Raw genomic sequence first — 12,756 nt, forward strand, 5'->3', positions numbered from 1 at the left:
TCCTTTGTGGGAGAACAAAGTTCTCCCTTTTTTTCATGAAAAGGAAGATAACTATGTCCAAATTAATTGTAAATGCAGACGATTTTGGCCTTCATAGTGCAGTTAATGCTGGTATTATTGATGGTCATCGTAGGGGTATTATTACCAGTACCTCTTTAATGGCAGGAGGAGAAGCTTTTACAGAAGCCGTAAGTATGGCAAAACAAAACCCTAAGTTGGGCATTGGTATTCATATTACCTTGGTAGGTGGGGTGAAACCAGTATGTGATCCATCAGAAGTTTCATCACTTCTCACACCAGAAGGTGTATTTCCAGAGAACTATGTAGAATTTATTAAACGTATTTACTCTGGCAAAATCAATTATAGTGAATTACGTAAAGAGATTCATGGACAAATAGCTCAAATAATGGATACCGGCTTAAGGGTAACTCATATTGATGGACATCAACATATGCATGTTCTACCAACGGTATTGCCAATTGTGATTGAACAGGCAAAATCCTTTGGTATACATGCTATACGTATACCCGATGAGTCTACTGGTTTTATGAATTATATGTATTCCCCAATTCGATTTCTTGGTAAAGTTGGTTTATCAACGGTTGCGGCTAATGCGCGACCAATCATACGAAATAATTGTATGACTACAACCCAATATTTTTGGGGCATGGTAAATGGAGGCCATATAAATCAGAAATCTCTAATGGGTATCCTAAAAGCGGTAAATAAACATTCTGGTACCCATGAATTGATGGTTCACCCAGGTAGTAATAGTAGTATTCTTAGTAAGCTTTATAATTGGGGTTATCATTGGGAAGATGAGTTGCAAGCACTCTGTTCCAGTCATACGCGATTATATATAAGTCAACATGATATAGAGCTCATTAATTATGGAGACTTGGTATGAGTAAAATGATGAAGAGAGGCATCTTTATGTTTCTCTTGTTGTTGGCTGTATCAATTGGTATCATTTACTATACTATTGATTTAGATGCATTGAAAGCCATATCATCTTTTAATAGTATTTCCTTATTATTAGCTGTAGTTGCTTTAGTAGCAGGTATGTATTTTGATGGATTACGACTTCAAAGGCTCGTAAAAATTGGTGGTTACAAGTTATCGATACGAGCAGTGCTACGAGTTATTTTTAGTAATTATTTTATGGCTATGTTGACACCTGGAGCTAGCGGGGGTGCTGTCGCGCAAGTACTGGTGTTGAGAAGTTATGGCGTACCTATATCTAAAGGTACACCGATTGTATTAATACGTACCGTATTTTCCATTATGTTTTTGGTCATTATGCTGCCATTAGTATTCTTACGAGATGCTATTGAAATTCCATATATCTCTCGTGATATGCTTTTGATTTTTGCCGTGCTTGCTGTTATAGCGGCCTTAGTGGGAACTTATATATTACAGACTAAATATATGCGTCAATTTGTCTATAATCTAGCACAACGATTTAAAGCACATAACACTAAAGATTGGCTTTCTAAATTAGAAACATTAAATCAAGGTCTTGGTTTACTTTATAAACAACCTGTCCAATCTTTAATAGTTTTTATTGAATCTGGTTTGAGTTTATTATGCTTATATTGTATTGCACCCGCTTTAATGTATGCTTTCACACCAGATATTCCTATTATCGATATTTTAGATCGCATGATTTTATTAAATCTTATTTTGTATTTTGCACCAACCCCAGGGGGAACAGGCATTGCAGAAGGTCTATTTGTAGTATTATTTAGTGCCTTTGTACCTAATGGAACAGTGGGCATCATCGCTGTAGGATGGCGTGTTGTGGCTGAATATATGCCATTCTTCATCGGTATGTATGCAGTATTAACATTATATGGACGACAATTCGTTGCCCAAGAAACTTCAAGAGAACAATAAGGGAGTGTGCTCTATGTCTAAACCAAAAAAAGATAAATTTTATCTGGTTCAAGAAGATATTTTACCAGAGGCTATAAAAAAGACGATAAAAGTAAAAGAAATTCTAAAACTAGGTGAGGTTAAAACAATTAACGAAGCAGTTGAAAAAATGGATTTAAGTCGATCTGCGTATTATAAATACAAGGATTATGTTTTTCCATTTTTTGAAATTGCTCAAGGGAAAATTGTTAGTATTTATGTTTCTATGTCAAATGAATCTGGTATGTTATCAAGCGTTTTGAAAGCCATTGCTGAACGTAACGGTAGTATTTTAACGATTAATCAAGATATTCCATTACAAGGCATTGCGAATAGTAGCATTTCTTTTGAAACCAAGGATTTACAAGGTTCATTAGAAGATTTATTGCTAGATATTCGCTCTATGAAGGGTATTATCAAGGTAGAAATTTTAGGCCAAGCATAGGCTAATTAAGAGAGTAGGACGATTATGACCACTATAAAAATTGCTTTATTAGGTTTTGGTACTGTTGCACAAGGTACTTTTAACTTATTGCAAGACAATGCTGAATTAATTAAAAATCGTACAGGTGTCAATGTTGAAATTTCAAAAATTTATGTACGAAATCCAGAAAAATATAGTCATATTACATTACCAGAAACAGCTAAATATGTAACTGATATTGATGAAGTGTTAAAAGACGATTCCATCCAAATGGTAGTGGAATTGATGGGTGGTACAAGCTTTGCTAAGGATTGCGTAGAAGGAGCTTTAAAAGCTAAGAAGAATGTGGTAACTGCCAATAAAGACTTATTAGCAGAAGCTGGTCCATACTTATTAGACTTAGCGAGTAAAAATGGGGTAGATCTACGTTTTGAAGCATCTGTTCTAGGTGGTATTCCTATAATCCGCACATTATATGAATCGTTAGCCGGTAATCGTATTACTGAAATCATTGGTATTATGAATGGTACTACAAACTTTATTTTGACTAAAATGTCTGAAGAAGGTTTAAGCTACCAAGATGTATTAAAAGAAGCACAAGATTTAGGATATGCAGAGGCAGATCCTACAGCTGATGTAGAAGGCCTTGATGCAGCTCGTAAATTGGCAATCCTTGCATCTATTAGCTTTAACCGTCGTATTTTCTTTGAAGATGTAACTGTAGAAGGTATTACTTGTATTGATACTGAAGATATAAAATTTGGGAAAGAGTTTGGTTACAATATTAAATTATTAGGTATTGCTAAAGAAACTGCTCAAGGATTATCTTTAAATGTATATCCTGCATTTATTCCTACGACACATCCATTAGCATCTGTTCGAGGATCCTACAATGCAATTTATGTTAAGGGCAATGGTATCGATGATGTCATGCTATATGGTCGTGGTGCAGGTAGCTTACCGACAGGTAGTTCTGTAGTATCTGACATAATGGAAGTGGCAAAGAATGTCTCTTATAATGAAACAGGGCGCTTGAAACCGTTCTATTATGATCAAAAAGATATTTATTCTCCAGGTAAAATCCAATCTAGCTACTACTTGCGTTTAGCAGTGGATAATAAAACAGGTGTTCTAGCAAAAATCTCTGCAAAATTAGCAGAACAAAAAATTTCTGTTTTATCCATCGTTCAACGAAATATGGATCCAGAAACTGCAGTTCTTGCCATTGTTACATCTAAATGCCCAAGATCTTATATTTTAAATCTTATAGACTCTTTTAATAGCTTGCGCTCCGTTAAGGCTGTTAATAGTGTTATTCGTATTATGGAAGCTTAATTATGAATACTGTTCGTGTACAAGTACCTGCCACTAGTGCAAACTGTGGCCCAGGTTTTGATTGCTTAGGATTAGCACTAAATCTTTATAATATATTCAGCTTTACACCAGATGAAAATGCTACAGAATATACATATACTTTTGAAGGTTTTGGTGCGGATATTCTACGCGCTGAAGATCCTAAAAAGAATCTAATTGGCTTTGCTATGGATCAAGTTTTTGCTACTGCTCAAGAACCAATTCGATATGGTCATATAACTTCTGAAACCTTGATTCCTCCCTCTCGTGGACTAGGTAGCAGTAGTACGGCGATAGTAGGGGGACTTTTACTGGCGAACGCATTAGTAAAGCATCCACTTTCAAAAGAAGAGTTACTAGTTATAGCAAATCGTATGGAAGGTCATCCAGATAATGTGGCGCCAGCTATTTACGGAAATTTATGTTGTGCTACAGGTTTAAAAAATAAGGTGCTAAACACGGTCATTTCTATTCCTCCGGAGCTACATTTTGCTGTTGTAGTACCAGAAGTCATGGTATCTACTGAATATGCTCGTTCTGTGCTACCAAATCATATTCCATTTAAAGAAGCTGTGCAAAATGTAAGTCATGCTTCATTATTTGTAACAAGCTTAATTACGCATCAATTAAGTAATTTATCTGTTGCCTTAGATGATAACTTGCATGTACCTTATCGTAAGACATTGATTCCTCATTGTGATGAAGTTTTTGAAGCCGCAAAAATTGCTGGAGCTTACGGTGCTACTATCAGTGGATCGGGTTCTACTCTGATTGCATATGTTGATAAAGCTCATGTACAAGAGGTAGCAAAGGCTATGGGGGCTGTATTCACAGCAAATGAGATTGAAAATAAAATATATTGCTTAGAAGCTGATACAACTGGAGCGTTAATTATATAGTTTATGGTATAATTATAGTGTTAGGCATAGTCCATAACAATAATTGGAGGAAACTATGAACAATATAAAAACAACACTTTTGTTAGCTACGCTAACGGCCATTTTAGTGGTTATTGGTGATATGATTGGCGGCAGAAGCGGTATGATTATGATGTTTGTCATATCTATGGGTATGAATTTTATGTCTTATTGGTACAGCGATAAAATCGTTTTAGCCCAATACAATGCTCAACCTGTTACTGCACAGTCTAATCCAAAACTATATGCAATGGTAGAGAAATTGGCTAAAAATGGTAATTTACCAATGCCAAGGGTTTATATCATTCCCAGTGAAGTACCGAATGCATTTGCAACAGGTAGAAACCCTAGTCATGCAGCAGTTGCTGTTACAGAAGGTATCCAACGTCTATTAACTGATGAAGAGTTAGAAGGTGTGCTTGCACACGAATTAACACATGTTAAGAATCGAGATACATTGATTAGTACAATTGCAGCTATGATGGCTGGTGCTATTTCTATGATAGCCAATATACTTCAATTTACTGCCATATTTGGGCGTTCCGATGATCGAGAAGGCGCTAACCCTTTGGCGCTTATTGGTACAATCATTATTGCACCTATCGCAGCTGGTCTTATTCAGATGAGTATTTCCCGTACACGTGAGTTTTTAGCTGATGAGGGGGGCGGAGATATGTGTCGCAATCCATTAGCATTGGCTTCTGCACTTGCAAAAATTGACTACTACTCTAAACATGGTGCATTGCCTAATGCAAGTAATGCTACAGCCCATATGTTTATTATTAATCCTATGATGGGAATTGGTGAAAGCTTGAGCAATCTTTTTAGTACACATCCTCGCACGGAAGAACGTATTCAAAAGTTAAAGAAACAAGCTATGAATCCAAAGTATAAAGAAAAGGCAATATTATAATTAGTATTTACTGGAGGGTATCATGCAAGAAACATTAGTTTTAATTAAACCAGATGCAGTTAAACGTCAATTAAGTGGTGAAATCCTTAGCCGTTATGAACGTAAAGGCCTTGTTATTAAAGCATTAAAACTCTTACAAGTACCTCGTGAATTAGCGGAAGAACACTATGCAGAACATAAGGAAAAGCCATTCTTTGGTGAATTAGTTGATTTTATTACATCAGGCCCAGTTCTTGCTTTTGTTTTAGCTGGTGAGAACGCAATTGTATCCGTACGTGCTTTAAACGGAGCAACAAATCCTGTAGATGCTGCCCCTGGTAGTATTCGTGGTGACTATGCCCTAACAATGGATGCTAACGTAGTACATGCTTCTGATTCTCCAGAAGCTGCTGCTCGTGAAATTCATCTTTGGTTCCCTGAATACAAATAATCTCAAGGTTGGGATCATTTAGCTTTTATTTCTACATCCATGTATATCTATAGGAGGTAATCATATGGCAAGTAGTGTTTATACAAAAACAGGTGATGCTGGTACAACTGGTTTATACACGGGAGAACGTGTCCAAAAATCATCTTTACGCGTAGAAGCTTATGGTACAATCGATGAATTACAAGCTTTTTTAGGCTTGGCTCGCGCTTATGCTGAAAATCCACGTGTTGCTGCTGAATTATACGATATTGAGCGAAACTTATGGACATTAATGGCTGATATTGCAAGTTTAAATACTGCTCCGGTAATAACTGAGCAATATGTAAAGCATTTAGAAAAAGTTATTGATCGCTTTGATGCAAAGTTAGAACCTTTATCTAGTTTTGTCATTCCCGGTGAAAAACAATCTTCTGCTTATTTACATGTAGCTAGAACGATTACTCGACGTGCGGAACGCGCTTTATGGCGAGTATTAGACGCTGGTGAAAGTGTTCACGAATCTAATTTAAAATACTTAAATCGTCTATCCGACCTTTGCTTTATCTTGTGTCGTGTAGAGGAAGAACTTGGAGCTGAATGAACAAAAAAAGCTATGTATTTTACATAGCTTTTTGCTCGTTATAGACCTATTGTGAAATTGTTTGGTTTAAAACATCTTGAGGGCTAGGATAGTAAAAGAAGATATGAGGAATTTCATAACGGAATTTTTCTCTTAATAAATCGGCTAATGTTGTTTCAAAGTTTATAATTTTATCAGCGCCGAAATCAAAGTCTTCAACCAATACTAATAGCTGTGCTTCAACTTGCGGTGCGTTTTCAGGTAAAGCTTCTGGTGGTAGAGGAACATTCACTACTACTCGTGCAGTACCAATATATTTACCTTGTTCGTCATCGATGGCAACACGATATGTATTATCCCATAGCGTAGCCATCATTTTTAGTTTCATATTCATAATTTCCATAGTATCGCTCCTTTGTTATACTTATAATGATACTGAAATTATAAATTCTTGTATAGGTGCATTATGAAATCACAAATTATATTGTGTTCCGGTGGGGCACGCAGTGGAAAAAGTGAATTTGCTGAACGTTTAGCATTGGCTACAAAGGGGACAAAAGCTTATGTAGCTACGGGCCAAGCTTTTGATGAGGAAATGGTGGATCGCATCAAAAAACATCAAGAGCGACGAGGAAAAATATGGAATAATTTTGAAGTACCTTTACATTTAGCTGATGAATGGGAAAATATCAGTCAATCAGCAGATGTAATTCTTATAGATTGTTTAACCATGTTCACTACCAATCACATGATGGCTTATGGCTCCATTCGTGGTCAAGAAGATGCTAATAGATTAGAACAGACAATACTTTCAGAATTAGACACTTTATTAGACTCGATACAATCATGTGAAGGTAAAACAGTTATATTTGTGACCAATGAAATTGGGTTAGGTATTGTGCCGGATAATAAACTGGCTAGATATTTTAGAGATATTGCTGGTCGTGTGAATCGAGCAGTAGCTTCTGTTGCAGATAAACTCTATTTAACAATTAGTGGTGTTACCATTGAATTGAAATCACAGGAGGTTCATATAAATGGCTAAGAAAATCATGTTTCAAGGAACGAGTTCTAATGTAGGTAAAAGTATTCTTTGTACTGCATTATGCCGTATTTTTTATAGAAAAGGTTTTAAGACCGTTCCTTTTAAAGCACAAAATATGGCCCTCAATTCTTATGTGACAAAATGGGGCGATGAAATTGGTCGTGCTCAAGTCGCTCAAGCCGAAGCCGCTGGCATTGATCCAATTGTTCAAATGAATCCTGTGTTATTAAAACCTACAGGAAATCAATCGTCTCAAGTTGTATTGATGGGGAAACCTGTTGGCGTATATAGTGCCAAAGAATATCATACAAAATATTCACTAACCGCTTTAGATAAGGTTAAAGAATCTATTGATTTCTTAGACTCAAATTTTGATATGATGGTTATCGAAGGTGCCGGTAGTCCTGCAGAAGTTAACTTAAAAGCAAATGATATTGTAAATATGCGTATTGCCAAGATGACTCAAGCTCCAGTTTTTCTCATTGCAGATATTGACCGAGGTGGTGCTATTGCGTCCATTGTTGGTACCTTAGAATTATTAGAACCAGAAGAACGCGATCTTATTAAAGGTATCGTTATCAATAAATTCCGTGGTGATATCAAACTATTAGAACCAGCTCTTACATTTATTGAAGAAAAAACAGGTAAAAAAGTGGTAGGTGTTATTCCTGCCATTGAGAACCTCGATATTGATGAAGAAGATTCTGTTGCATTAGAGAACAAACGCAATAGTGGTACTAAAGATATTCAGGTCGTAGTTATGCAAACACCTAAAATCTCTAATTTCACAGACTTTGATGCACTTAATTATGAGCCAGATGTATCTGTCCGTTTTGTAGGCCCTGGAGATGTTATCGGTACGCCAGATTTAATTATATTACCTGGTTCTAAAAATACATTGGCTGACTTAACATATTTACGTGATACAGGCTTTGCTGATGAAATCAAAAGATTGGCTGTTCAAGGTACACCTGTTATCGGTGTTTGTGGCGGTAACCAAATGTTAGGTAAAACTATTTATGATCCGCATCATATGGAAGGTGATATCGAGGAAATTGAAGGACTTGGCCTTGTTGAATCATCCACGACTATGAAGGCTCAAAAAACTACCCATCAAGTACAATTCAATGTATCTAATTTACAGTTTTTAAATGGTACTTTCAGGGGTGAAAAATTAGTAGGCTATGAAATTCATATGGGGGATACTACGCCACTAGCAGATTCGGTGTCTCGTTGCTTTACAATTACAAGTCGCAGTGAAGAGGCTGTCAATGTTATTGATGGTTTTATTGATGGTAATCATCAAGTAATGGGTACATATATTCACGGTGTATTTGATAATGACGAGTTTAGACGTTTTATTATCAATCAATTACGTGAACGCAAGGGATTACAACCATTAGATGTAGTATTCCATTATTTTGACCATAAAAATGCGGCATATAATCGCTTAGCTGATATTGTGGAGGAACATCTAGATATGGATTATATTATGTCTACCTTGGGATAGTAGAGGAGATATATGGAACATTTAGCAATTTTTCACTGGTTTTCAAAGTATAACTTTGTGTGCATACCAGTTTTAGCATTTTTATTGGATTTAATTATTGGAGATCCCAATAGTAAATATCATCCAGTGGCCATTATTGGACGTATAATATCTTTTTTTGAAGCTGTTCTTTATAAAGACACTGATAATGATACGAAGAAATTGTGGTACGGTGGTATTGCAGTAGGTTTAATTCTTATATCGGTATATATCATAGTATCTTTATTGTTATGGCTAGGTGGAGTAGTAGACGAATGGGTATACTATGCTTTCGAAGTAGTGATCCTCTACATTGCCATTTCTCCACGTTCATTGGCTGGCGCAGGTTTTACCATTAGTCAGTTAATAAAACAAGGTAATATCGTAGATGCTCGCAAACGTTTATCATGGATTGTGGGACGAGATACGGAAGACTTAGATGAAAGCGAAATCACTCGGGCTACAGTGGAAACGATTGCGGAAAATACGGTAGATGGTATTATTGCGCCTTTTTTCTTTTTTATTATCGGTGGCCCTATGGGGGCTATTCTTTATAGAACTGCTAATACTATGGATTCTATGTTAGGCTATAAGAATCAAAAGTACTTGTACTTTGGTCGCGTAGCTGCACGCTTTGATGACATATTAAATTGGATTCCTGCCCGAATTACCTTTGTATTATTTGTAATTTCTGCATTCTTTTTACGCTTTGATGCTAAAAAGGCAATAGAAATCGGTTTACGTGATGCAAAAAAACATCCTAGTCCTAATGGGGGGTATGCAGAAGCACCTGTGGCAGGGGCCTTACATATCCGTTTAGGTGGTTACAATCAGTATTTCAAAAAAATGACCTTCCGTGAATATATGGGTGATCCTATTGAAAAGCTAAACCGTAACCATATTACTCGAACAATTTATATGATGTATGTTACGACTATACTAATGGTCATCATTAGTACAGTCATTACCTATGGGATGAATGTATAATGACACCTTTTTTTATAGCACTACAATTTTTAACGCGTTTAAAAATTGTAAATCAAACTGAATGGTCTGTAGAGGACTTTGGTAAATCTGTTGTAGCCTTTCCTTATGTGGGCCTTATTATTGGTCTCATATTGGCTATATTATATGGCGTATTATCGCCATTTATTCCGATTATGCCATTGATGTTAATTATCGTTGTGGCTGAGTTTTTAATAACTGGTGGCCTTCATGCTGATGGTTTGATGGATACAAGCGATGGTTTGTTTTCCGGCCGTGAAAGAGAACGTAAACTAGAAATCATGAAAGATAGTCGTATAGGCTCCTTTGGAGTTGTTGCTTTTGTATTTGTTACACTTTTGAAATGGCAATTATTAGCTTCGATTCCATCGGCTGAATTTATTCCTATGGCACTCATTATGATGCCTTTAATGAGCCGTTGGTCTATGGTTTTTAGTATTCGATCCTATCCATATGCTAGAGAACAGGGGATGGGGGCAGCATTTGCTAATTTAGCACCTAAACATGTTACTACTTATAACACCATATCTACGTTCTTTATGCCTATTCTATTACTATTAATCGGTTTAGTATTATATACACTTTTATATGGTGCTTATGCAATTTTATCAGCACCTGATGTAGGATATTTGGTAGGATTAGGTGTGTTAGTATATGCTACTATAGGTATTTTCCAAATCAATATTGTTAGCATGATTATTACGTATATTATTAACCGATTATTAAACCGCTATATTGTAAAAGCGTTAGGTGGCACTACTGGTGATACATATGGATTTGTTGTGGAAGTAACTGAAGTATTATTGATACTGGTATATAGCATAATTTTATCTATACTATCAGCTACAGTAGTTAATAATCCAACTATGTTCTAACTCTAAATTTTTGATTTTCAAAGTTTTAATATTTTTAGAACGTATACTTTATTTGATGTGAAAGGAGTTTAATGTGACCTATTATGTAAGAGCCCCAGGTACATGTGGGGAATTTCTACAAGGTTCTATTGATGGTCAGTCATTTTTAGTGACATGTCCAATTAATCGATACTCCTACGCATTGAGTAATGTAATACAACCTTTTTCTAAAGAATTTTGTGCACTTCAACCAAAATCGGCACAAGCTCGTAAATTAGTACAAGAGTTGGTCCAAGAAAAAAAGAAAAATCAAATTTGCCCGCCTGTGTATGTAAGATCCGATATTCTACAAGGAAAAGGCATGGCTTCAAGTTCGGCAGATATTTCTGTAACAGCTATGGCTACAGCTTTGGCCATGGACTATGATTTATCATTAAAAGAACTTGAGCAAATTTGTCTATCTGTAGAGCCTACAGATGCCTCTTTTTATCAAGGTGTAACTCAGTTTGATTATATTAAAGGGACTATCTCTAAACCATTAGGTATGTGCCCACCTTTAAAAATCCTCGTTTTTGATGAAGGCGGTAGCATTGATACAGTTAGCTTTAATAAACAAGCAGATTTACAAAATAAAATTTTAGAAAAAGAATCTATTATACAAGAATCCTTTGATTTGTTTAAACAAGGTCTTACAACGCATGATATAAAGCTCATAGGCCAAGCTGCTACATTGAGTGCCTTTGGCAATCAGCGTATTTTATATAAACCTAATTTATATGACTTTCACGATGTAGGTAATTCTTATAATAGTGTAGGAACAATCATCGCTCATAGCGGAACCATTATGGGACTATTATTCCCCGTTGATTATGGTCGTATTAATGATTGTAAGAATGAGATTTTGCGTAAGTTGCCACAATTATCCTATGTAGATACGGTTGAAACTACGAATGAAGGATTAACTTATATCAAACGATAAAGTATTTCATAGAAAGAGAATAGTATGTCTAAAATACATGGGGGCAATATCTTTCAGTTTGCCCATGAACAACGAATTGAACCATATGAGGTTATTGACTTTAGTGCTAATATCAATCCACTAGGCCCTAGCCAACGTGGCTTATCTGCATTAGAACCTCAATTGCGATATATATCACATTATCCGGATGCTACAAATGATGATATATTAAATGCCATTGCTGATATCTATGGTATGAATAAAAATCAAATTGTAGTTGGCAATGGAGCGGCAGAGCTATTATATGCAATTTGTCGGTTACCTGGCTATACGGGCGCTTTTGTTCCCGCACCAGGTTTTTCTGAATATAAAGCTGCTTTAGAAGCAAGTAGAATTCCAGTACGCGATATTTATTATAGACCACGGGAAGATGAACATGGAAAACCTTATTTTGAGGTTCCTTATTTAGCATTAGAAACTTTTGCAGCCGAGTTAAAAGGGCAAGATGGTCGTATTATTGTATTTCTAGGTAATCCCAATAATCCAGATGGTACGTTACTTGATAAGAACCATATTCGTACTATTGCAAGCATGCTGAAAGATGCTAATAGTTTACTTGTTATAGATGAGTCCTTTATCGATTTTGTTGGTAACGACACATTACAAGATAATGAATACTCCATGCGCTCCCTAGTTAACGAGTTTGATAATATTATCGTGGTTCATTCTTTTACAAAATTCTATGCCGTGCCAGGGCTACGAATTGGTGCTGCTTTCAGCAATCCTCTTATCATTGAGCAACTAAATAGTTTTATTCCAACTTGGTCTGTTAACACATTAGCTCAATCCTATACA

Annotated in this window: 15 protein-coding genes; 14 read left to right on the forward strand and 1 reads right to left on the reverse strand. The window is 35.9% G+C overall.

Annotation, left to right across the window (positions count from 1 at the left end; translation table 11 throughout):
* The first annotated feature begins 53 nt into the window (after window positions 1-53).
* The 8 genes from HMPREF1865_RS08125 (at window position 54) to HMPREF1865_RS08160 (ending at window position 6,532) form a co-directional block, all read left to right on the forward strand.
* The gene (locus tag HMPREF1865_RS08125) at window positions 54-908 is read left to right on the forward strand and encodes a ChbG/HpnK family deacetylase (RefSeq protein ID WP_004695765.1); all 855 of its coding nucleotides are present in this window, start codon (window positions 54-56) and stop codon (window positions 906-908) included.
* Entirely contained in the window at window positions 905-1,897 is a 993-nt protein-coding gene (locus HMPREF1865_RS08130) for a lysylphosphatidylglycerol synthase transmembrane domain-containing protein (RefSeq protein WP_004695768.1), read from the forward strand. The genes HMPREF1865_RS08125 and HMPREF1865_RS08130 overlap by 4 nt, the downstream gene beginning before the upstream one ends.
* A gap of 13 nt (window positions 1,898-1,910) precedes the next feature.
* Window positions 1,911-2,360: an ACT domain-containing protein gene (locus HMPREF1865_RS08135; RefSeq protein ID WP_004695770.1), complete on the forward strand. Its 450-nt coding sequence runs from the start codon at window positions 1,911-1,913 to the stop codon at window positions 2,358-2,360.
* Window positions 2,361-2,384: 24 nt separating this feature from the next.
* Window positions 2,385-3,674, forward strand: coding sequence for a homoserine dehydrogenase (locus HMPREF1865_RS08140; RefSeq protein ID WP_004695772.1), 1,290 nt, complete (start codon window positions 2,385-2,387; stop codon window positions 3,672-3,674).
* A gap of 2 nt (window positions 3,675-3,676) precedes the next feature.
* A complete protein-coding gene (gene thrB, locus HMPREF1865_RS08145) occupies window positions 3,677-4,591 on the forward strand; it encodes a homoserine kinase (RefSeq protein WP_060919787.1) in 915 nt (304 codons plus the stop codon).
* A 55-nt stretch (window positions 4,592-4,646) separates the two neighbouring features.
* Complete coding sequence (gene htpX / locus HMPREF1865_RS08150; protein ID WP_060919788.1) at window positions 4,647-5,522, forward strand: zinc metalloprotease HtpX; 876 nt, start codon at window positions 4,647-4,649, stop codon at window positions 5,520-5,522.
* 22 nt (window positions 5,523-5,544) lie between these two features.
* Entirely contained in the window at window positions 5,545-5,952 is a 408-nt protein-coding gene (ndk, locus tag HMPREF1865_RS08155; RefSeq protein WP_004695778.1) for a nucleoside-diphosphate kinase, read from the forward strand.
* Window positions 5,953-6,016: 64 nt separating this feature from the next.
* On the forward strand, window positions 6,017-6,532 hold the full coding sequence (locus tag HMPREF1865_RS08160) for a cob(I)yrinic acid a,c-diamide adenosyltransferase (protein ID WP_004695779.1): 516 nt from the start codon (window positions 6,017-6,019) through the stop codon (window positions 6,530-6,532).
* 46 nt (window positions 6,533-6,578) lie between these two features.
* Here the strand turns inward: HMPREF1865_RS08160 and HMPREF1865_RS08165 are convergent, their stop codons facing one another.
* Entirely contained in the window at window positions 6,579-6,914 is a 336-nt protein-coding gene (locus tag HMPREF1865_RS08165) for a hypothetical protein (RefSeq protein WP_060919789.1), read from the reverse strand.
* 63 nt (window positions 6,915-6,977) lie between these two features.
* On the opposite strand from HMPREF1865_RS08165, the gene cobU reads away from it, so the two are divergent.
* The 6 genes from cobU to HMPREF1865_RS08195 form a co-directional block, all read left to right on the forward strand.
* The gene (gene cobU / locus HMPREF1865_RS08170) at window positions 6,978-7,556 is read left to right on the forward strand and encodes a bifunctional adenosylcobinamide kinase/adenosylcobinamide-phosphate guanylyltransferase (protein ID WP_060919790.1); all 579 of its coding nucleotides are present in this window, start codon (window positions 6,978-6,980) and stop codon (window positions 7,554-7,556) included.
* On the forward strand, window positions 7,549-9,066 hold the full coding sequence (locus tag HMPREF1865_RS08175; RefSeq protein ID WP_060919791.1) for a cobyric acid synthase: 1,518 nt from the start codon (window positions 7,549-7,551) through the stop codon (window positions 9,064-9,066). Before cobU ends, HMPREF1865_RS08175 begins: the two co-directional genes overlap by 8 nt.
* A gap of 12 nt (window positions 9,067-9,078) precedes the next feature.
* Entirely contained in the window at window positions 9,079-10,071 is a 993-nt protein-coding gene (gene cbiB, locus HMPREF1865_RS08180) for an adenosylcobinamide-phosphate synthase CbiB (RefSeq protein ID WP_004695785.1), read from the forward strand.
* Window positions 10,071-10,964 (forward strand): adenosylcobinamide-GDP ribazoletransferase, encoded by an 894-nt coding sequence (gene cobS / locus HMPREF1865_RS08185; protein ID WP_060919792.1) that lies wholly within the window; start codon window positions 10,071-10,073, stop codon window positions 10,962-10,964. Before cbiB ends, cobS begins: the two co-directional genes overlap by 1 nt.
* A 73-nt stretch (window positions 10,965-11,037) precedes the next feature.
* Window positions 11,038-11,922 (forward strand): GHMP family kinase ATP-binding protein, encoded by an 885-nt coding sequence (locus tag HMPREF1865_RS08190; RefSeq protein WP_060919793.1) that lies wholly within the window; start codon window positions 11,038-11,040, stop codon window positions 11,920-11,922.
* Window positions 11,923-11,946: 24 nt separating this feature from the next.
* Window positions 11,947-12,756, forward strand: an 810-nt coding sequence (locus tag HMPREF1865_RS08195) for a pyridoxal phosphate-dependent aminotransferase (RefSeq protein ID WP_072270807.1), incomplete at its 3' end; no start/stop codon positions are given.

This window comes from Veillonella parvula, from assembly GCF_001553335.1.
Classification (GTDB): Bacteria; Bacillota; Negativicutes; order Veillonellales; family Veillonellaceae; genus Veillonella; species Veillonella parvula_S.